Origin of the sequence: Stappia sediminis (assembly GCF_009826895.1) — a bacterium.
GTDB lineage: Bacteria > Pseudomonadota > Alphaproteobacteria > Rhizobiales > Stappiaceae > Hongsoonwoonella > Hongsoonwoonella sediminis.
Genome location: NZ_WUMV01000003.1, coordinates 188,464 through 209,297 on the forward strand (window position 1 = coordinate 188,464; position 20,834 = coordinate 209,297).

At 59.2% G+C, this 20,834-nt stretch carries 21 protein-coding genes; 13 read left to right on the forward strand and 8 right to left on the reverse strand.

Going from position 1 to position 20,834, the window contains the following annotated elements:
- The first annotated feature begins 288 nt into the window (after nucleotides 1–288).
- From fabA to fabI, 3 genes are all read left to right on the forward strand, one after another.
- A complete protein-coding gene (fabA, locus tag GR183_RS07775; RefSeq protein WP_160775051.1) occupies nucleotides 289–804 on the forward strand; it encodes a 3-hydroxyacyl-[acyl-carrier-protein] dehydratase FabA in 516 nt (171 codons plus the stop codon).
- A gap of 90 nt (nucleotides 805–894) precedes the next feature.
- Nucleotides 895–2,112, forward strand: a complete 1,218-nt coding sequence (gene fabB / locus GR183_RS07780; RefSeq protein WP_160775052.1) for a beta-ketoacyl-ACP synthase I — start codon at nucleotides 895–897, stop codon at nucleotides 2,110–2,112.
- 58 nt (nucleotides 2,113–2,170) lie between these two features.
- Nucleotides 2,171–2,986: an enoyl-ACP reductase FabI gene (gene fabI / locus GR183_RS07785; RefSeq protein WP_160775053.1), complete on the forward strand. Its 816-nt coding sequence runs from the start codon at nucleotides 2,171–2,173 to the stop codon at nucleotides 2,984–2,986.
- 28 nt (nucleotides 2,987–3,014) lie between these two features.
- Here the strand turns inward: fabI and GR183_RS07790 are convergent, their stop codons facing one another.
- The gene (locus GR183_RS07790; protein ID WP_312846798.1) at nucleotides 3,015–3,527 is read right to left on the reverse strand and encodes an SH3 domain-containing protein; all 513 of its coding nucleotides are present in this window, start codon (nucleotides 3,525–3,527) and stop codon (nucleotides 3,015–3,017) included.
- A gap of 314 nt (nucleotides 3,528–3,841) precedes the next feature.
- Between GR183_RS07790 and GR183_RS07795 the strand changes: the two genes are divergently transcribed.
- Complete coding sequence (locus GR183_RS07795; RefSeq protein ID WP_160775055.1) at nucleotides 3,842–4,828, forward strand: 2-hydroxyacid dehydrogenase; 987 nt, start codon at nucleotides 3,842–3,844, stop codon at nucleotides 4,826–4,828.
- 62 nt (nucleotides 4,829–4,890) lie between these two features.
- Here GR183_RS07795 and GR183_RS07800 read toward each other — a convergent pair whose 3' ends face one another.
- From GR183_RS07800 to GR183_RS07825, 6 genes are all read right to left on the reverse strand, one after another.
- Nucleotides 4,891–5,484 (reverse strand): formyl transferase, encoded by a 594-nt coding sequence (locus GR183_RS07800; RefSeq protein WP_160775056.1) that lies wholly within the window; start codon nucleotides 5,482–5,484, stop codon nucleotides 4,891–4,893.
- 76 nt (nucleotides 5,485–5,560) lie between these two features.
- Nucleotides 5,561–6,277 (reverse strand): DNA polymerase III subunit epsilon, encoded by a 717-nt coding sequence (gene dnaQ / locus GR183_RS07805; RefSeq protein WP_160775765.1) that lies wholly within the window; start codon nucleotides 6,275–6,277, stop codon nucleotides 5,561–5,563.
- A 123-nt stretch (nucleotides 6,278–6,400) separates the two neighbouring features.
- On the reverse strand, nucleotides 6,401–6,988 hold the full coding sequence (coaE, locus tag GR183_RS07810) for a dephospho-CoA kinase (RefSeq protein WP_160775057.1): 588 nt from the start codon (nucleotides 6,986–6,988) through the stop codon (nucleotides 6,401–6,403).
- The gene (locus GR183_RS07815) at nucleotides 6,985–7,824 is read right to left on the reverse strand and encodes a shikimate dehydrogenase (protein WP_160775058.1); all 840 of its coding nucleotides are present in this window, start codon (nucleotides 7,822–7,824) and stop codon (nucleotides 6,985–6,987) included. Before GR183_RS07815 ends, coaE begins: the two co-directional genes overlap by 4 nt.
- Nucleotides 7,821–8,417 (reverse strand): Maf-like protein, encoded by a 597-nt coding sequence (locus tag GR183_RS07820; RefSeq protein ID WP_160775059.1) that lies wholly within the window; start codon nucleotides 8,415–8,417, stop codon nucleotides 7,821–7,823. The genes GR183_RS07815 and GR183_RS07820 overlap by 4 nt, the downstream gene beginning before the upstream one ends.
- A 41-nt stretch (nucleotides 8,418–8,458) precedes the next feature.
- Nucleotides 8,459–9,295 (reverse strand): pyruvate, water dikinase regulatory protein, encoded by an 837-nt coding sequence (locus tag GR183_RS07825; RefSeq protein WP_208999788.1) that lies wholly within the window; start codon nucleotides 9,293–9,295, stop codon nucleotides 8,459–8,461.
- A 429-nt stretch (nucleotides 9,296–9,724) separates the two neighbouring features.
- On the opposite strand from GR183_RS07825, the gene hemE reads away from it, so the two are divergent.
- The 9 genes from hemE (at nucleotide 9,725) to GR183_RS07870 (ending at nucleotide 19,768) form a co-directional block, all read left to right on the forward strand.
- On the forward strand, nucleotides 9,725–10,765 hold the full coding sequence (gene hemE, locus GR183_RS07830; protein ID WP_376765758.1) for a uroporphyrinogen decarboxylase: 1,041 nt from the start codon (nucleotides 9,725–9,727) through the stop codon (nucleotides 10,763–10,765).
- Nucleotides 10,766–10,776: 11 nt separating this feature from the next.
- On the forward strand, nucleotides 10,777–11,205 hold the full coding sequence (gene hemJ, locus GR183_RS07835) for a protoporphyrinogen oxidase HemJ (protein ID WP_160775061.1): 429 nt from the start codon (nucleotides 10,777–10,779) through the stop codon (nucleotides 11,203–11,205).
- Between the two features lie 295 nt (nucleotides 11,206–11,500).
- Nucleotides 11,501–12,766, forward strand: coding sequence for a transcription termination factor Rho (gene rho, locus GR183_RS07840; protein ID WP_160775767.1), 1,266 nt, complete (start codon nucleotides 11,501–11,503; stop codon nucleotides 12,764–12,766).
- A gap of 168 nt (nucleotides 12,767–12,934) precedes the next feature.
- On the forward strand, nucleotides 12,935–13,495 hold the full coding sequence (locus tag GR183_RS07845; RefSeq protein ID WP_160775062.1) for a GNAT family N-acetyltransferase: 561 nt from the start codon (nucleotides 12,935–12,937) through the stop codon (nucleotides 13,493–13,495).
- Nucleotides 13,496–13,644: 149 nt separating this feature from the next.
- Nucleotides 13,645–14,988, forward strand: a complete 1,344-nt coding sequence (mnmE, locus tag GR183_RS07850; protein WP_160775063.1) for a tRNA uridine-5-carboxymethylaminomethyl(34) synthesis GTPase MnmE — start codon at nucleotides 13,645–13,647, stop codon at nucleotides 14,986–14,988.
- 273 nt (nucleotides 14,989–15,261) lie between these two features.
- A complete protein-coding gene (gene mnmG, locus GR183_RS07855; RefSeq protein WP_160775064.1) occupies nucleotides 15,262–17,148 on the forward strand; it encodes a tRNA uridine-5-carboxymethylaminomethyl(34) synthesis enzyme MnmG in 1,887 nt (628 codons plus the stop codon).
- Entirely contained in the window at nucleotides 17,145–17,882 is a 738-nt protein-coding gene (gene rsmG / locus GR183_RS07860; RefSeq protein ID WP_312846799.1) for a 16S rRNA (guanine(527)-N(7))-methyltransferase RsmG, read from the forward strand. Before mnmG ends, rsmG begins: the two co-directional genes overlap by 4 nt.
- 6 nt (nucleotides 17,883–17,888) lie before the next feature.
- Nucleotides 17,889–18,713 carry a ParA family protein gene (locus tag GR183_RS07865; RefSeq protein WP_160775065.1) on the forward strand — a complete coding sequence of 275 codons (825 nt, stop codon included), beginning with the start codon at nucleotides 17,889–17,891 and terminating at the stop codon, nucleotides 18,711–18,713.
- Nucleotides 18,714–18,868: 155 nt separating this feature from the next.
- Entirely contained in the window at nucleotides 18,869–19,768 is a 900-nt protein-coding gene (locus GR183_RS07870) for a ParB/RepB/Spo0J family partition protein (RefSeq protein WP_160775066.1), read from the forward strand.
- Between the two features lie 25 nt (nucleotides 19,769–19,793).
- Here the strand turns inward: GR183_RS07870 and holA are convergent, their stop codons facing one another.
- Nucleotides 19,794–20,834, reverse strand: coding sequence for a DNA polymerase III subunit delta (gene holA / locus GR183_RS07875; protein ID WP_160775067.1), 1,041 nt, complete (start codon nucleotides 20,832–20,834; stop codon nucleotides 19,794–19,796).

The following is a 20,834-nucleotide window of genomic DNA, read 5'->3' on the forward strand; positions in this document are numbered from 1 at the left end:
ACCAAAATGGCAAGCTACACGTCGTCGCAGCGGGCTTTTCCGCGATCGTATGGAGAAATAGGGGGGCGGCGCCCGTCTATCAATCTTTTGTACGGAACTTGATAACGACCCTCGGCGACACAGCGGCATCCTACTTTCCGGCAGTGTCGCACGGTCTTTCGAAGACGGTGGCACTGTGTTAGGAAAGCGCGGTTTTCGACAGAACAAGCACAAAACGGATTGGCCGGATCGGCACTGGCGCGCTATGCCACGGTGCGGGCGGCCATGAGACAGAACTGCGGGACAGGAATGCGAGAGCGGCAATCGAGCTACGACTACGAGGAACTGCTTGCCTGCGGGCGGGGCGAGCTTTTTGGACAGGGCAACGCGCAATTGCCGCTCCCGCCCATGCTCATGTTCGACCGGATCACGGAAATTTCCGAAGATGGGGGCGAGCACGGCAAGGGCTGCGTACGCGCGGAGCTCGATATCAAGGACGATCTCTGGTTCTTCCCCTGCCATTTCCAGGGCGACCCCGTCATGCCCGGCTGCCTCGGACTCGACGCCATGTGGCAGATGACCGGCTTTTTCCTGGGCTGGCTTGGCGAGGAAGGCCGGGGCCGCGCGATCTCCACCGGCGAGATCAAGTTTTCCAAGATGGTCACGCCCTCCACCAAACTCGTGGAATACGGCATCGACATCAAGCGCGTGCGCACGGGCCGGCTGGTGCTTGGCATCGCCGACGGGTGGCTTAAAGCGGACGGCGAGACTATCTATCAGGCGAAGGACCTGCGCGTCGGCCTTTTCAAGGTGAGCGCAGACTGAACCCGGCGTGTCGGCCGGAACATTGGATCAGAACGAATTGCAATGCGGCAGCTTTTGCGACGCATGCGAAAAAAGTACGGGGAGACCTCAATGAGGCGGGTTGTAGTAACCGGGATGGGAATCGTTTCGTCGATCGGCGGTACGACCCAGGAGGTGATGGCGAGCCTGCGCGAGGGCAAGTCCGGCATCGTCCGGGCGGGCGATTACGCGGACCTGGGCTTCAGGTGCCAGGTGCATGGTGCCCCCACGGTTGACGCCTTCGAGGTTCTCGACCGTCGCACAACCCGCTTCATGGGCGCGGGCGCCGCATGGAACTACATCGCCATGCAGCAGGCGGTCTCCGATTCCGGACTGGAAGAAAACGAGATAACCAACGAGCGCACGGGGCTGATCATGGGCTCCGGCGGCCCGTCGACCCGCGCGATCGTGGAAGCGGCGGACATCACCCGTGAAAAGGGCCCGAAGCGCATCGGCCCGACCGCCGTGCCGAAGGCGATGAGCTCGACCAATTCCGCGACGCTCGCCACACCCTTCAAGATCCACGGCGTGAACTATTCGATCTCGGCGGCCTGCGCGACGACGAACATCTGCATCGGCAACGCCGCCGAACTCATCCAGTGGGGCAAGCAGGACGTCGTCTTCGCCGGCGGCGGCGAGGAACTGGACTGGACGCTCTCCAACCTCTTCGACGCCATGGGCGCCATGTCGTCGAAATACAACGACACGCCTTCGGTCGCCTCGCGCGCATACGACAAGAACCGCGACGGCTTCGTCATCGCCGGCGGCGGCGGCGTTCTCGTGCTGGAGGAGCTTGAGCACGCCAAGGCCCGCGGCGCGAAGATCTATGCGGAGATCATCGGCTACGGCGCGACGTCGGACGGCTATGACATGGTTCAACCCTCCGGCGAGGGTGCGGAACGCTGCATGCGCATCGCCCTGGCGAACGTTAAGGAACCGATCGACTACATCAATCCGCACGCCACCTCCACGCCGGTCGGCGACCAGCGCGAGATCGAGGCGATTCGTGCCGTCTTCGGCAAGGACGTGCCGAAGATCTCGGCAACCAAGTCGCTCTCCGGCCATTCGCTGGGTGCTGCCGGCGTTCACGAGGCGATCTATTCAATACTCATGATGCAAGGTGACTTCGTGGCGCCTTCCGCGCATATCGACGAGATCGATCCGGAGTTCGCCGACCTGCCGATCGTGCGTGAGCGCATGGACAACGCAAACCTCAATTGCGTGCTGTCCAACGGCTTCGGCTTCGGCGGAACGAACGCCTCGCTCGTCTTCCGGCGCTACAGCGCCTGATGCCTGGCCGACACGTCAGCCGGCCTCGCATCCTTATCAATATGAGCAGGAGTACCCTATGACAGGGCTTATGGAAGGCAAGCGCGGTCTTGTCATGGGCGTTGCCAACAACCATTCGATCGCGTGGGGCATCGCCAAGACCGTCGCGGCGCAAGGCGCGGAAGTGGCCTTCACATATCAGGGCGATGCTTTTGCAAGGCGGGTCATGCCGCTGGCGGAAAGCCTCGGCAGCGACGTTGTCCTGCCTTGCGACGTGGAGGATATCGCTTCCGTCGACGCGGTCTTCGCCGCGCTGAAGGAAAAATGGGGCAAGCTGGATTTTCTCGTCCACGCCATCGGCTATTCCGACAAGTCCGAGCTGAAGGGCAAATATGCCGACACCACGCGGGATAATTTCTCCCGCACGATGGTGATTTCATGCTTCTCCTTCACCGAGGTGACCAAGCGCGCCGCCGAGCTCATGTCCGATGGCGGCTCCGTCATCACGCTGACCTACGGCGGCTCGACGCGCGTCATGCCGAACTACAACGTCATGGGCGTTGCGAAGGCGGCGCTTGAGTCGTCCGTCCGCTATCTGGCGATGGACTACGGCCTGCAGGGCATACGGGTGAACGCGATTTCCGCCGGCCCCGTCCGCACGCTGGCGGGTTCGGGCGTTACCGATGCGCGGCTGATGTTCAAGTATCAAAAGCAGCATTCGCCGCTCGGCAGCACGGTATCGCTTGAAGATGTCGGCGGCGCCGGCCTCTACCTTCTTTCGGATCTTTCGGCAGGCGTTACCGGCGAAATCCATTTTGTCGACAGCGGATACAACATCGTTTCCATGCCCAGGCTCGACGCCCTGAAGGTTCAGGAAGACCAGGACCAGATCTGACAGGAAAATTCGGGTGCCGTTTCGACGGCTACTCGAATGTTTCATCCGGATAGACGCCGAATAGCCGCGTCTGGTCCACCCAACCATCGTAGCCATTGGCGGAAACCTCGCACCAGCCCTCGCTGCATCCGGCCACATTCACCAGAACCAGCGGCTTGAGCTCCGCGAGGATGGTCGCATCCGATGAAGCATCGGCGCGCAACGGCGTGGTGGACGAAGATTCCCATGGCGTCACAAGCCCGGTGCGACGGCCCGACAGGAGCGAATGGAACACCCAGCCTTCCTCGCCTTCCCAGTCGCGCACCCGGCGCCAGTTGTCGAATTCCTGGACGATTTCCACAGGCAGGCCGGCGCGCACGAAAGTCCAGGCGATATCGTGCTCCCGGCTGGGGCCCTTGCGAACGTTGACCCGATCCGACTTGAGGCTGACGAACCGCGGCACCGGCAGGCCGCTCGGGCCGGTTTTCGTCGCCTGCGCCTGCGCCTGCGCACCGCCGGCAAGATATGCGGCGAGAATCAAAAGCGGAACGAGCCGCCGCACGAGCGCCTTCGCTGCGCCCGTTTTCCCTGCGAATATATTTTTATTCCGCGTCGCCATTACGTTCCCTGCTGCGTCCGTCCGCTGCATGTGGCACAAATCAGCTTGCTATACCAAGGCCGAAGTTCACTTCGAACTTGCGAGATATCATGTTAGGTCGTGAGGGCTGCCGATATTGATTGGTTGCTGTCCCTTGTTTTGAGCCGGTCTTGTGAGTAGGAGAACGGTAACGTACCGCTCGGGAAACTTTGCCCGCCGGTGCATGGTGATACCTTAGGGTTAACGGGCCCTCAACGAAGTGCGGAAGGCGGAGGAGCATGCCGAAGAAGAAGCCCCTGGTCGTCGTCACCCGGAAATTGCCGGACGTGGTCGAGACGCGGATGCGCGAACTGTTCGACACGCGACTGAACGACTCCGACCGCCCGATGAGCCAGGCGGAACTTGTGGAAGCGGTCAAGAAAGCCGATGTCCTGGTGCCGACGGTGACGGACCGGATCGATTCCGCCGTGCTTTCCCAGGCCGGAGCGAATCTCAAGCTGATCGCCAATTTCGGCACCGGCGTCGACAACATCGACGTCGTCACGGCCAACAATCGATCGATCACTGTCACCAATACGCCCGGTGTCCTGACCGAGGATACGGCGGACATGACGATGGGCCTCATCATCGGCGTGGCCCGGCGCATTTCCGAAGGCATCAAGGTGATGGAGCACGGCGAGTGGGCCGGGTGGTCGCCGACATGGATGCTCGGCCACCGCATATGGGGCAAGCGCCTCGGTATCATCGGCATGGGCCGGATCGGCCAGGCGGTCGCCCGCCGTGCAAAGGCGTTCGGCATGTCGATCCATTATCACAACCGCCGGCGGCTGGCGACGCAGGTGGAAGACGAACTCGAGGCGACCTATTGGGACAGCCTCGACCAGATGCTGGCGCGCATGGACGTCGTTTCCATTCACTGCCCGCACACGCCGGCGACCTATCATCTCCTGTCCGCCCGGCGCCTGAAGCTCCTCAAGCCCGAGGCTTACATCATCAACACCGCGCGCGGCGAGGTGATCGACGAGAACGCGCTCATCCGCCAGCTTGAAAACGATGAACTCGGCGGCGCGGGGCTCGATGTCTTCGAACACGAACCGGCGGTAAACCCGAAGCTGGTGAAATCCGACCGTGTCGTGCTCCTGCCGCATATGGGATCGGCGACCATCGAAGGCCGGATCGACATGGGCGAAAAGGTCATCATCAATATCAAGACCTTCATGGACGGCCACCGTCCGCCCGACCGCGTCCTGCCTTCCATGCTGTAGGCCTTCGCCAACGCGCCTTGTGGCGATCCGATCGGGGAATCGGTCGTTTCACATGAATCCGGTCAGAGGCGCGTGCCGAGCTTTCTTCTGGACTGGATTTGCTGCCAGTCCCGCCGGGTCGTCTTTCGCCCGGACCACCGTTCTCGCGAAGGGGAGGGACGCGAGCCCGTCTCGGCAAGCGTCCTTGCATGCCGCCTCGCGAGGTTTAGCAGGCGCCGGTAAGCCTCGATGTTGATAGCTTCCTCGCTCGCCGGCGCCGACACGGAAAAGCGTTCGCAGTCGATTATCGCCCCTGTATCCACCGACGCTTCCATTTCGTGCAGCGTGATACCGAAGCTCGCGCCTTTTTCGTGGGCGGCAAACCCTGCGGGGCGATAGCCCGGCCTTTCGGGAGGGCCTGGATGGAAGTTGTAGGAACCGGCCTCCATCCGCTCAAGCACTGCCGGGGGCACGATTACATCCGTGCAGAATGCGATCAGGCGGCCCGTGCCCGGCAGGCTTTCCGCCTGAAATACCAGCGATGCCCTGTCGCCCGCATGCGCGAAATACGCATCCGGCGCATGTTTTGCCAGAAGCCTTGCGAAAAACTCCGCCTCTTCGTCATTCATGAGAAGCAGAAAAGCGCGATCTTCGGAATCCGCCTCACGCGGGTTCATGCCCAGTCCCTGGATCGAAAGTGAAATCTCAGGCCCGCACCATGCACCGGAATTGAATCGCCTTCAAAACGATCTCTTACTCTTCGCGATATTTTGTCCAGACCGCATCTTCGCCCATCTTTTCGACAAAGGCTGCGTGGGCCGCGATCTCTTCCGCCGAGATACGGTGGGGCAAGGGTGTCGGCCGCTGCCTTGCGGGGCCCGACATACGCGCGGACCGTCCGCCCGTATCGAACGACTGGCCCTCTGCCTCATCGTCGGAAAGCAGGGCAAGGCCCGCCTGTTTGCCGCCGATCAGTTCGATGTAGACTTCCGCAAGCAGCTCCGCATCGAGAAGCGCGCCGTGTTTCGTACGCCTGGAATTGTCGATCCCGTATCGCGAACAAAGCGCATCCAGGGACGCAGATCCGCCCGGATGCTTTTTTCTTGCCATGGCAAGCGTGTCGAGAACCTGCTCGTTCCCGATCGCGGATTTGCCGATACGCTCAAGCTCCATGTTGATGAAGCCCATGTCGAACGAGGCATTGTGGATCACCAGCCTGCCGTCGCCGACGAAGGCGAGGAACTCTTCCGCCACTTCGTGAAATTTCGGCTTGTCCGCCAGGAACTCCGTCGAAAGCCCGTGAACGTTGTAGGCTTCCATCGGAACATCTCGTTCCGGGTTGATGTAGACGTGATAGGTACGCCCTGTCGGCACGTGATTGACGAGTTCGACGCCGCCGATCTCGACAAGCCGGTCGCCGTCCCTCGGATTGAGCCCGGTCGTTTCCGTATCGAATGCGATTTCCCGCAGCATAGCTCGTCTGGCCGATTGAGTTTCACCTGTCAGGAGTCTAGGCGAAGCCTGTCCTCTACGCCTATCGCCTGATAGCGGATAGCTTTTTTATCCTCGTTCTTATCCCCAGTTTCCCGGGTTTCAGGCCATGCCGGCCACTGCCTTGAGCGTCGCTTCCACGCTTCGCCTTGCAGCCTCCAGGCCGTGGCCGGTGTCGATCAAAAAATGCGCGCGGCGGCGCTTTTCCGAATCCGGCATCTGTTTGGCGAGGATCTGCTCGAAGCGTTCCTCGCTCATTTCGGCCCGCTCGAGCACGCGCTTCCTTTGAATCTCCGCATCGGTCGTGACGACGACGCAAGCCCGCACGCGCTCCTCGCCGCCGGTCTCGAACAATAGCGGGATATCCAGCACCGCGACGCGCCGACCTTCGGCACTCGCTTTAGCGAGAAAAGCTTCCTCCTCTTCACGCACGATCGGATGGACGATTTCCTCCAGCTTCTTCATCGCGTCAGGTTTGCCGATAACGCGCTTTCCAAGAAGGCCCCTGTCGACCGTTCCATCGGCCACGACGCCCGGAAATGCCGCTTCGATCAGGGGAGCCAACCTTCCACGGTAGAGCCTGTGCACGGCGGCATCCGCGTCATAAGTGGCGACGCCGCAGGCGGCGAACATCTTCGCAGTTGTGGATTTGCCCATGCCGATCGAACCGGTGAGCCCGAGGACGATCATTCGTCCACCCCAAGATCGCGAAGGATGAGCGAACGAAGCTCCGACGTGACTTCCGGGCGAACGCCGTACCACTTTTCAAATCCGGGCACCGCCTGGTGAAGCAGCATGCCGAGCCCGTCGGCGGTGGGGTTGCCCCTCTCGCTTGCCTGACGAAGGAGACCTGTTTGAATCGGCACGTAAACGATATCGGTGACAAGCGCATTTTGCGGCAAGGGATCAAGGTCGATTTCCATGGCCGGCTGGCCTTCCATTCCGAGCGAGGTCGTGTTCACCAGAAGGCTTGCCGTCCCCAGGATTTCACCAAGATTGTCCCAAGTTTGCGCAATTGAGTCGGATCCGAAATCTTTTGCGAGTTTCTCTGCCTTTTCAAAGGTCCGATTGACAATGTAAACAGACGGGAATCCACGGCGCAAAAGCGCCCATATGACCGCCCGGGCGGCACCGCCCGCCCCCAGGACAACCGCCGCGCCGGATATCGAATCCCAGCCCGGCGCCATTTGATCCAGATTGCCCAGAAACCCGATACCGTCCGTATTCGCACCGCAAAGCCGGTCTTCCTCGTCGAGCCAGAGCGTATTGGCCGCGCCCATCGCCTTTGCGGCGTCGTCCAGCCAGTCGCAGGCCTTCGCAGCGGTCTCCTTGTGCGGAACCGTCACGTTGCAGCCGGCAAGGCCGCTTTTTGCGAAGTCGCGATAGAACGCTTCGGCTTCCTCCGGCGCGACCGCGACACGGCCATATTCGCCATCGATTCCGTATTTCTTCAGCCAGTATCCGTGGACCAGCGGCGAGCGGGAGTGTTTCACCGGCCAGCCTGTTACCGCAGCGCGTATTGTCATCCGTCGATAGCTCCGCAATCGCGCAGGAAGGAAAGCAGCGGCAGCATTGGCAGGCCGAGAATGGTGAAATAGTCGCCGTCGATCTTTTCGAACAGCTGAATGCCGCGCCCTTCAAGCTGATAAGCGCCGACACTCGACAAGGCTTCGTCGCCGACATCGGCGAGATACCGGCCGACGAATCCGGGCGAGAGGTCGCGCATGGTCAGGCTTGCTGTAGAGACATGCCGCCACAGCGTTTCACCGTTACGTACCACCGCCACAGCCGAATGCAGTTGATGCGTCTTGGCCGAAAGCGCAAGAAGCTGCCGCCGCGCGGCTTCCATGTTCTCCGGTTTCGTCAGGCGCTCGCCTTCGAATTCCAGCATCTGGTCGGCGCCGATGACGAGCGCGTCGCGCTCCCGCTCACTCACTTCCAGCGCCTTCGCTTCGGAAAGCACTGCGGCAATATCTTCAACCGTGGCATTGCCGTTCAGAAGGGGTGCTTCCACCGCCCGCTCATCCAGGTCCGCGGGAATGGCACGAATATCGATCCCGGCGTTCTCAAGCAGGCTTGCGCGGATCCGGCTTCCGCTGGCGAGAATGATTTCAGGCATGGCAGTTCTTCCTGTTGCTGCGCCGCGCGGCCTTCCAGGCTTTACATCTCTTCCGCCCGGTGGTCGCGCAATAGCGCCATGATCTCGGCCGCCGTTTCCTCGATGGAGCGGCGCGTGACATCTATCAGCGGCCAACCCTTTTCGGCGCAGAGCCGCCTGGTGCTCGATACCTCATGCGCGATCTGGCGTCGATCCGTATAGCTCTCGTTTTGATATGAGGCCGCGTTCAGCGCCAGAACACGGTTCTGGCGAACCTGCTGGATTCTCTCCGCGGAGGCGACAAGGCCGACGACCAGCGGATGCGTAACCTCATCGAGCTGGGGCGGAAGGGGGATATCCGGCACCATCGGTATGTTCGCCGCCTTGATGCCACGGTTCGCAAGATAGATGCAGGTCGGCGTCTTCGATGTCCGGCTGATGCCGACCAGAACGACGTCTGCTTCATTCAGATCGCCCGGCACCTGGCCGTCGTCATGCAGCATCGTGTAGTTGAGCGCGTCAATGCGGCCGAAATAATCCGCATCGAGTGCGTGCTGACCGCCGATACGTCCCGTCCATGCCACGTTCAGATAAGACTGAAAGATCTTGAAGACCGGCTCCAGCACATTCACGCATGGAACGGCAAGGTCGAGGCAGACCCGCTCCAGCCGCGCGGCAACGTCGGGGTCGACGAGCGTATAAAGCACGATGCCAGGCGCGCTTTCGATTTCGCCGACCACCCGGTCGAGCTGCTTTTGCGAACGCACCAAAGGATAGACATGCTCGATTGCCTGCACGTCCTCGTATTGAACGGTCGCGGCCCGGGCTACCGTCATCAGGGTTTCGCCCGTTGAGTCCGAAACCATGTGCAAATGGAAGAAGTTACCGGACTTTCCCAAGCTCTTGTCCCCAACTGTTCCGAATGCGGTATGCCGACCGTGCATAAATCGGCACAAACGCCGCATTTTCGGAAAATCATGCCCGTATTGGAAATTCGATCAACACCCAATGACGACACGCGTGACTCATGCGTAACGGTTCGCGCTCATGGGGAAAAGCTGATTGTTCTTCCGATATCCTCATGTTGTCCGCAGGCGTCCAAGAAGTTAATAAAGCGTTAACGCTCACATATCTTATTGAATCCCATACGTGAATTGCGGTCCATAAATTTTAGGGTGCGTCAGAAAGAGTTCGTTATCCATGCTTTCGCGCCAACTCAAGATCATGTAGACGATTGAGGAAAACCGGATAATCCATGCAATCCAGTGCCAAACAAAAACAACAGACTCTTTCAAAAAGATTCTTTGTTTTTTTAAAGGGAGTGAACAGTGCCTGACGTCGCAGCATCATCGCGAGCTATTCCGCGGGTCCTGAATGGCGAAACGCTGTCGCCCCCTCCGATATGGATGATGAGACAGGCAGGTCGTTATCTCCCGGAATATCGGGAAACCCGGAAGACCAAGCCGAACTTCCTAGAATTCTGTTACGACACGGACCTTGCGACGGAAGTCACGCTTCAGCCGATCCGCCGTTACGGCTTCGACGCGGCGATCCTCTTTTCCGATATCTTCGTCGTTCCCGATGCACTGGGATATCCCGTTCGCTTCGAGGAAGGCAGGGGGCCGGTGCTGGAACCCCTTTCGGAATTGCTGGTGCGCGGGCTCGATCAGTCGAGGGCGAATTCGCATCTCGATCCCGTTATCGCTACCGTGAAGCGTCTGAGGGAAGAGCTGCCGTCTGGAACGAGCCTGCTCGGCTTCTGCGGCGCTCCCTGGACAGTAGCGTGTTACTCTGTGGCTGGCCATACCACACCGGACCAGACAGCCGCCAGGGTAGGCTCCTATCGCGATCCGGACCTGTTGCAGGCTTTTATCGATGCGCTGGTGCCCGCGTCGATCGATTATCTCGTTCGCCAGCTCGAGGCGGGCGCGGATGCCGTCCAGATCTTCGATACGTGGGCGGGCGTGCTTGACGATGAAGGTTTCGAGCGTTGGTCGGTCGCTCCTACAAGGAAGATCGTCTCCGGCGTGAAGGCGCGAGCGGCAAATGCGAAGGTCATCGGTTTCCCGAAGGCATCGGCGGCCCGGTTGATCGGCTATATCGAGGGTACCGGCGTTGACGCGGTGGGGCTCGACTGGACGGTACCGGCGGGTCTTGCCCGCGAAATCCAGAAGAAGGTGCCGATCCAGGGGAACCTGGATCCGATGCGGCTCGTTGCCGGCGGCCGGGCGCTGGATGAGGGTGTGGATCGGGTTCTGGAGGAACTCGGTCAGGGGCCGCTGATATTCAATCTCGGCCATGGCGTTACGCCTGACGCCGATCCCGACGATGTGAAGCGGATGATCGACCGCGTTCGCCGGTCGGGCTGAAAGGGCAACCGATGGATATTTATTCGTGGGTCAAGGCGTTTCACGTGATGTCGATCATCGCGTGGATGGCGGGGCTGTTTTACCTGCCGCGGCTGTTCGTTTATCACGCCGCTGCCGAGCCGGGATCGGACAAGGCTGAAACCTTCAAGATCATGGAACGCAGGCTGATGTCGGCGATCATGCGTCCGGCCATGGGCGCCAGCTGGATATTCGGCCTGTGGGTGGCTTACCTGGGCGGCGCTTTCACGCAAGGGTGGTTCCACGCAAAGTTATTGTTGGTCGTGCTGATGTCGGCTTTTCATGAATATCTTGGGAGTTGCCTCAAGAAATTTGCGGCGGACAGGAACGACAAGTCGGAGCGTTTTTATCGAATGATAAACGAAATTCCGACAATCTTGATGGCCGGTATTGTGATACTGGTGATTGTCAGGCCGTTCTGAGTGTCGGCTGCCGCTAGGTTAGATTTCTGATTTGGTTGAAAATTAAAAGGTAGTTACCGGAGGTATCCAAAATTGTAATTGCACTTGCCGGAAGCTTGCGAAGCATATATTTTTAGGCTAATCGAAATCGCGCGGACATGGTGACCTTGGAATTGGAAGGCGCCAGGCTTCGGTTCTTACCGTGAGTTAAAGATCCGCAAATCTCTCCCACCTCTTTGTGTTTCCCCTGGCGCGGTGCTCGCGCTCAAGCTGAAACATACCTCCCAACTGAGCAAAAGAAGATACTGCCTTGTCCATCAAAGAGCTGAAACTCTCAGATCTTAAAGAAAAAACTCCGACCGAACTTCTGGCGTTCGCGGAGGAAAATGAGGTCGAAAACGCCAGTACAATGCGCAAACAGGAGCTAATGTTTGCCATCTTGAAGCAGCTTGCCGCCAAGGACGTCGATATCATTGGCGAAGGCGTTGTGGAGGTGCTGCAGGACGGTTTCGGCTTCCTGCGCTCGCCGGATGCGAATTACCTGCCGGGGCCGGATGACATCTACGTGTCGCCTTCGCAAATCCGCCGGTTTTCGCTTCGTACTGGCGACACCGTGGAAGGCGAGATCCGCAGCCCCAAGGAAGGCGAGCGGTATTTTGCGCTTCTCAAGGTCAACTCGATCAATTTCGAGGATCCCGACAAGGCGCGCCACAAGGTTCATTTCGATAACCTGACGCCGCTCTATCCGGATTCCCGTTTCGTGATGGAGGTCGAAAATCCGGCCTCCAAGGACTATTCCTCGCGCGTTATCGATATCGTTGCGCCGCTTGGCAAGGGTCAGCGCGGGTTGATCACGGCTCCGCCGAGGACCGGCAAGACGGTGTTCCTCCAAAACATCGCCAAGTCCATCACGACCAATCATCCGGAATGCTATCTGATCGTCCTTCTGATCGATGAGCGTCCGGAAGAAGTGACGGACATGCAACGCACGGTGAACGGGGAGGTGATTTCCTCCACCTTCGATGAGCCTGCGGCGCGTCACGTCCAGGTCGCGGAAATGGTGATCGAGAAGGCGAAGCGCCTTGTCGAGCATGGCCGTGATGTCGTGATCCTGCTCGATTCCATCACCCGCCTAGGCCGTGCCTACAACACCGTGGTTCCGTCGTCGGGTAAGGTGTTGACCGGTGGTGTGGATGCGAATGCCCTTCAGCGGCCGAAGCGCTTCTTCGGTGCGGCGCGTAATATCGAGGAAGGCGGATCGCTGACGATCATCGCCACGGCGCTCATCGATACCGGCAGCCGCATGGACGAGGTTATCTTCGAAGAGTTCAAGGGCACGGGTAACTCCGAAATAATCCTGGACCGCAAGATTTCCGACAAGCGCGTCTTCCCGGCGATCGATATCCAGCGTTCGGGTACGCGCAAGGAAGAGCTGCTGGTCGCGCCGGATCGGCTCAAGAAAACCTTCGTGCTTCGCCGTATCCTGAACCCGATGGGAACGGTGGATGCAATCGAGTTCCTGATCGACAAGCTCAGGCAGACGAAGTCGAACGACGATTTCTTCGATTCCATGAATACCTGATCTATAGAATAACCACCTCCAGGTTCGAAGGGCGCCTCGACACTGAGGCGCCCTTTATGATTTGAGGCGTTAAATCATCGTCAGCCGGATGGCGGGAATGGCATCGGGTGTTTCACGTGAATCATGCTGTGTGCGTGCTTGGTAGGCCACCAAAGCGGGATTTGAACTATGTATCTGGAAACAGAACGTTTGGTCATACGAGATTGGAAAGATGAGGATCTCGAACCGATGCGCAAAATGAATTCCGATCCACGGGTGATGGAGTACTTCCCATCTGTCCTTTCATCGTCAGAATCCGACGCTCTTGTAGAACGTTGCGAGATGAAGGTTAAAAGGGACGGCTTCAGTCTTCTTCCAGTGGATTTGAAGGAATCCGGACAATTCGGAGGTATCGTAGGATTGAATCGGCCCCAATACGAAAAACCGCTTCCGTTCGAACCATGTGTCGAAATTGGTTGGCGTTTGCCGGTGTCGTCCTGGGGAAAGGGATACGCAAGCGAAGCCGCAAGTGCCCTGCTGCGATTCGGATTCGAAACATTGGATCTGGATGAGATCGTCTCTTTTACCGCCGAGATCAACAAACGCTCGATGCGCGTGATGGAAAGGATCGGTATGAAGAGAGATCTGGATGGAGATTTCCAGCATCCGATGATCGAAGATGGCCATCCGCTCAGGCCGCATGTGTTATATCGCCTGCGAAGGTCCGAATGGCACGCACGAGCTGTATAATCGGATTCACGTGAAACAGGGCCATGTTTGCCTTCCGTTTGAAAGTGAAGGCTCACTGGCATCCAAATATGGAATTCATCGAAAGCTGCGCCTTTGAATCGGTTTCAAAACGATAACTCGCCGATCCCTGCCCGATGCGGTGAACGGCGATGACGACTTCCGACACTATATATGCGCTATCGAGCGGATCGTTGCCTGCAGGGGTCGCGATCATTCGCATTTCCGGGCCTCGCTCTGCCGAAATCGGTCGGCGCCTGACCGATGCACCCCTTCAGCCAAGATTGGCTCATCTGCGAAGCATTCGGCATCCCAATACGGCTGAAGTTCTCGATGACGCCCTGGTGATCTGGTTTCCGGCTCCCCGCAGCTTTACGGGGGAGGATGTGCTTGAGCTTCACTGTCACGGTGGGCGAGCCGTGGTGGCCGCTCTGTTTGACGCACTATCGGTTTTCGAGAACGTTCGCCCCGCCGAAGCTGGAGAATTTACGCGACGGGCATTTGATGCCGGCCGGCTTGACCTGACAGAGGTCGAGGGCCTTGCAGATTTGATTGCATCGGAGACGGAAACACAGAGGAGACAGGCGCTCCGCCAGATGGGTGGAGGGTTGTCGGAAATCTATGATGGCTGGCGAAGCGACTTGCTGAGAGCGCGGGCTCTTATAGAGGCCGAGCTTGATTTCGCCGATGAGGATGATGTCCCGGGCTCGGTATCGGATGTCGTATGGGCGGATGTATGCACGCTTGCCTCGCTGATTGAAATTCATCTGTCTCAATCGAGAGTAGCTGAAAGACTGAGAAGGGGTATTCAGATTGTATTGGCCGGCGCACCGAATGCCGGTAAATCCAGCCTCATGAATGCGCTTGCCAGGCGGGATGTTGCGATTGTCACGGAGGAAGCGGGAACGACGCGAGATGTGCTTGAGGTTCATCTCGATCTTCATGGTCTGCCGGTAACCCTTGTCGACACGGCGGGCATCCGTGAGGCAGAAGGATTGGTGGAACGGGAGGGTATCCGCCGCGCGCGTGAGAAGATGCGCCAGGCTGATCTTATCCTTTGGCTCATGCCCTCTGATGAGATGCACTCCGCGAGTCCGGACGATCTATTGAACGAACCTGACGTGCCTGCGGTCTGGGTGCTCCGGTCGAAGTCCGATCTGGCAAGTCCCGCGATGACCCAGGATGAACCCGGAACCGTGAGTGTATCCACGCGCACGCATAACGGTTTGGAAGGGCTTATCGGTCGGCTTGGCAAATATGCTGCTGATCATATAGCTCTATCGGAAGACCCCCTTGCAACGCGGGAACGACACCGGACTCACTTGGAAGATTGTCTGTCTGCGCTGAAGCGCTCTTTTGATTCGGACTCGAAACCGCTGGAATTGCGCGCCGAGGACCTGAGGCTGGCCGCGGAGTCCCTTGGACGAATATCCGGTCGTATCGACGTGGAAGACATGCTCGACGTCATATTCGGCGAGTTTTGTATCGGTAAGTGAATGAACTGTTTCACGTGAAACGCTGAAATCGGCGATCGATTCTGACTCGAAACATATTAATGCTACCGACTCAGACGCATTTTTGAACATCTTCGGGAAGCTCGATCGCGACGCTCTATGCAAATGCTGACGCCATGGTCCTGGGTCCTCTTCCCTTGGCCACCCGCGGGAAAATGGTGTATCACCAGCGCAAACGATAGTGTGGGATCGCGCCGTCCCCACATCTTTATCTGCTCATCTGGAAACCGAGCGAGTTCGATAGCGGGAACCTGAATGCCGGATCTGAAATTCGATGTTGTCGTCGTCGGGGGCGGGCACGCCGGCTGCGAAGCCGCGGCTGCATCCGCACGGCTTGGCGCGCGGACCGTGCTTGTCACACATTGCTTCGATACCATCGGCACCATGTCATGCAATCCGGCGATAGGCGGGCTCGGCAAAGGGCATTTGGTTCGCGAGATCGATGCGCTCGACGGCCTTATGGGCCGGGTCGCGGATAAAGCCGGTATCCAGTTTCGTTTGCTGAACCGCCGCAAGGGTCCGGCGGTCCGGGGCCCCAGGGCGCAGGCGGATCGAAAGCTTTATCGGGAGGCCATGCAGTTCGCCATCCGTGAGACCGGCAACCTTGCGTTCGTTGAGGGTGAGGCGGCGGAGTTCGTTATCGGGAATAATCAAATCGGAGCCGTAATTCTCGCCGACGGAAGCCGGATCGACTGCGGCGCGCTGGTCTTGACCACCGGCACGTTTCTGCGCGGCGTGATCCACATAGGTGACCGGCAAGTCCCGGCAGGCCGGGCGGACGAAGCACCGGCGTTGAAACTATCGGAATCCCTCCTGTCGGCAGGGTTTCAGTTGGGGCGTCTCAAGACGGGGACGCCGGCTCGTCTCGATGGCCGCTCGATCAATTGGAGCGTGCTTCAGGAACAGCCGGGCGACGATGAGCCCGAAGTCTTTTCCGCGCTCACAGCGGAAATCACGACACCGCAGGTATCGTGCCATATTACGCGCACGACCGAGAAAACTCACGCTATCATCCGTGAGAATATCCAGCGTTCGGCGATGCATAGCGGTAATATCTCGGGGCAGGGTCCGCGCTATTGTCCGTCGATCGAGGACAAGGTCGTCCGTTTCGCCGACCGCGACAGCCACCAGATTTTCCTCGAGCCCGAAGGCCTGGACGATGTGACGATCTACCCGAACGGGATTTCGACATCGCTTCCGGAAGATATCCAGATAGGCTTTCTGAAGACGATACCCGGTCTTGAGAACGTTGAGGTTCTGAAGCCCGGCTATGCGATCGAATACGACCACATAGATCCGCGTGAACTGAAGGGTACACTGGAAACGAAGCGCGTGGCGGGCCTATATCTTGCCGGACAGATCAACGGAACGACCGGTTACGAAGAAGCCGGCGGCCAGGGCATCGTTGCCGGGCTAAACGCCGCGCTCAAGGCTGGCGGCAGCGAGGAGATCGTATTCTCGCGCTCCGAGGGTTATATTGGCGTGATGATCGACGATCTCGTAACGCGCGGCATTTCCGAACCTTATCGGATGTTTACCTCGCGTGCGGAATATCGCCTGTCGCTTCGCGCGGATAATGCGGATCAACGCCTGACACCGGTTGGTCTGAGGCTCGGATGTGTGTCGGACAAACGTCGAGTCGCCTTCGAAACGAAAATGCACTCGCTGTCTGAGGTTGTCGAAAAACTGAAGACGTTGTCCATTACACCGAGCGAGGCGGCGCGCCAGGGAATTGCCCTTAATCAGGATGGTATGCGGCGAACCGCGTTCGACCTCCTTTCCTATCCGGACGTATCGCTGGAGGATCTGCGGCGCTTGTGGCCTGAGGATATGGCGAAATTGTCGGCTGGTGCGGCCAAACAGGCGGCGATTGAAGCGCTTTATGCCGTCTATATGAAGCGCCAGGCAGCCGATATCGCTGCCCTTGAGCGCGACGAGGCACTGGAGTTGCCTGAGGCGATCGAATACGCAGGGATCAAAGGTTTGTCGAACGAGGTTCGGCAGAAGCTCGAAAAGGTTCGCCCGCGAACGCTCGGTCAGGCCGCCCGCATCGATGGTGTAACGCCGGCCGCGTTGACCCTGCTTCTGGCGCATGTGCGCAAGCGGAGCGGACGAAGTGAGTCCGGGCGGAATGTCGCGTGAGCGGTAAAGGCTACATCAAGCGTCCGACGGGCAATACTGTCTCGTCTGGCGCTTCCGCAAAGCCGGAACTCCGGCCTGATTCTCCTGCCGCACTTGCCGATGTCGCCGCCGTTTCACGTGAAACAGTTGATCGCCTGAAGATCTATGTCGACCTCCTGAAGCGCTGGCAGCCGGCGCAGAACCTTGTCGCTCCCTCGACTCTCGGTGAAATCTGGAGTCGCCATGTGGCGGATTCCCTCCAGCCACACTTCCTTCTGCCAAAAGCGCGAAGGTGGGTGGACTTCGGCAGTGGGGCCGGCTTTCCGGGCCTTGTCACAGCCATATTGCTGATGGAAGCGGAAGGATCCGAGGGTGTGGAGCCGATCGTTCATCTCCTGGAAAGCAACCAGCGCAAGGCGGCTTTCCTCAGAACCGTGATCCGCGATACGGGTTGTCCGGCGAAAGTTCATGCGAAACGCATCGAAGATGTTCTGGCGGACTGGAGCGAATCCGTCGATGCTGTCTCCGCGCGGGCTTTGGCGTCTTTGAGCGTACTTTGTGGCTTCGCGCATCCCCTTGTCGAGAAAGGCGCAATTGCGATTTTCCACAAAGGAAAAAATTTCCGCGAAGAGATTATCGAAGCTTCTCACGCTTGGGAGCTTGATCTGGTAGAAAAGAAGAGTCTCGTAGATCCGGACAGCCGGTTGTTGATCATTTCGCGAATATCGGCGCGTTCAGGGACAGGGAAAGGTTGATCTCGCATGAGCATGCTTCCTCGTTCTCCGCGCGTTCTGGCGCTGGCCAATCAGAAGGGCGGTGTCGGCAAGACGACCACGGCCATCAATCTCGGCACGGCGCTGGCCGCGATCGGAGAACGCGTCCTGGTGATCGATCTCGATCCGCAGGGCAATGCCTCGACAGGGCTTGGTATCGAGCGCAACCGCAGAAATCTCTCGACTTATGATGTGCTGTCGGGTGATTGCAGTCTGGGCGAAGCCATCCAGGATACGGCCGTGCCGCGTCTTTGGGTCGCGCCGTCGACGATGGACCTTCTGGGTATCGAGCTGGAGATAGCCTCCAGACAGGACCGGGCCTATCGTCTCAGAAGCGCGATTTCAGGGCTGGCGAGGGATATCGGGCGCGGTATGCCGGAATTCACCTATGTGCTCGTCGATTGTCCGCCATCGCTCAATCTTCTGACGATCAACGCCCTGTCCGCCTCGCATTCGATCCTCGTGCCCCTTCAGTGCGAGTTTTTTGCTCTTGAAGGCCTGAGCCAGCTCCTGAGCACGGTTGAGCAGGTGAAGGCGTCGCTGAACCCCGAACTCAACATTCACGGCATTGTCCTGACGATGTACGACAGCCGCAACAATCTGTCGGCGCAGGTTGTCGAGGATGTACGCGAGACGATGGGAGATGCGGTCTACGAGACGGTTATCCCGCGCAATGTCCGGGTTTCCGAGGCGCCGTCTTATGGTAAACCGGCACTGCTTTATGATCTGAAGTGCGCGGGAAGTCAGGCTTACCTTCGCCTGGCGTCGGAGATCATCCAACGCGAGCGCAATCTGCGAACGGTCGCAGCCTGAACGCGGCAATCCGGGCTCGCTACGGTATCGGAACCAAATTAGGCCGTAGTCGCGGGTTATCTGCAATCGTGTCGGGGAAGCATAAGCGATTCGGGCACGAAATATTCGGTGAACTGGTCCGGTAATGTGGCGGACGATCTGGCGAGCGTGAAGACATGAAAGAGAATGACACTGCAGGCGGGCGCAAGCGTCTTGGCCGCGGGCTGGCGGCGCTGATCGGCGAAGCGAGCAACGAGCCGCCGGTTGAACCCCATCGCCCGCGCGATACGAAGAAGGTGCCGATCGAGCATCTGACGGCCAACCCGCGCAATCCGCGAAAGAATTTCTCCGAGCGGGATTTGTCGGAGTTGACCGAGTCCGTACGTGAAAAAGGCGTGGTGCAGCCGCTTCTCGTTCGCCCGGTTCCGGGCCGGGAAGATGCATTCGAGATTATCGCCGGCGAACGGCGCTGGCGGGCGGCGCAAAAGGCCGGCCTGCACGAGCTTCCCGTGGTCGTTCGCGATGTCACGGATCAGGAAGCCCTTGAACTCGCGATCATCGAGAATGTTCAGCGGGCGGACCTGAACCCGATCGAGGAAGCCCTCGGATACGACCAGCTGGTCGACGAGTTTTCCTACAGCCAAAGCGAGTTGGCCAAGGTCATCGGCAAGAGTCGCAGCCACGTTGCCAACACGCTCCGGCTTTTGAAACTTCCGAACTCGGTGAAGGACTACCTGGCCGAAGGGCTTCTGACGGCCGGGCATGCGCGTGCGCTGATCACGGCGGAAGATCCCGCCGCCCTTGCCGAGCTTATCGTCGAGCGGGGCCTGAACGTGCGGGATGCGGAAAAGCTTGCGCAGGATCCCGATGCCCTGACCAAGGCCAAGGGCAATCGCGCGCCGAAACCGGATAAGGATGCCGATACGAAGGCGCTGGAAAAGCGGCTGACGGACGGTCTCGGGCTCAAGGTCGCGATCGCTCACAAGACGGACAAGGGCACCGGTGAGCTGAAGATCAAGTACAAGTCGGTGGAGCAGCTTGACGAGCTTTGCCGGATATTGGGCGTTCAAAGCTGAATTGGTAGTTATATCAATAGCTTGTCTATCTTCTCCCGCGGCGCGCGCGTGAAACGCGGCCAAGCGTCAGGAAAACGTCCGAAACCAGCGCCGGGCCGAGATTCTGATTGAGCCTCGCCTCGCGCACCGTTTGTCCCAGCCTGTCGATTGCCTTTTCCAGGTCCTCGCGGTTCCAGAGGCCGATTTCGCGGGCCACCGTATCGCGCCTGCGGAAAAAGATCGGCGGGCTGCATTGGTTGACGATCTGCGCGGCGGGCGCGCCCTTGTCGTAGAGGCCGCGCAAGCGATGCAACAGCTGGAAATGGCGAAGCGCGTTATTGGCGATGATATCGGGCTTCTGTCCGGTTTCCTCCAGCCGTTCGATACCGTGATCGATCGTTTCCAGATCGCCGGTCGCAACCGCATCCACCAATTCGTCGACGACGAAGGCCGAGGCGTCCCCGATCACCGCGTCGACATCGCCCGTCTCGATTCTTTCCTTGCCGTAGGCGTAAAGGCAGAGTTTGCGAATTTCGCCCCGGCTGGCGAGCCGGTCCGCGCCCAGGTGCTCCTGAAGGGCCTGTCTCGCTTCGCGTGAGATCGTCAGGCCGAAGTGGCGCACTTCCTCTTCGATAAGGCGTTCGACATCGCGCACTCCGTCCGCGTAGCAGGGGATCGCCACTGCCTTCTTGTCGCTTTCGAAGCGTTTGCGAAGTCCGGTCCCTTTTTTTAGATCGCCGGCTTCGATGACGATTAGCGCCATTTCGCCGCTTTGCTTCAGGAGCGGATCGACTGCGGGGGCGAGATTTTTCGAGCCGCCGTCCTTCACCCAGACCACCCTTCGTCCGCCAAAGAGCGGGATGGTCAGCGCCTCGTCGATCAGCCTTGTGGGATCCGCGGAAATGTCCGCAGCATCCAGCTTCACAAGCGAAAACGGATCATCGTTGTCAGCCGTCGCCTGGGCAACGAGCTTCTGCGCCCGTTCGCTGACAAGCCCCGTGTCGGGCCCGTAGATAAGAACCAGACTGACCCCTTCCGGCGGGTGGGCGAGAAAGCGGTCGATCTCCTGGGCTTTAAGCGCGACCAT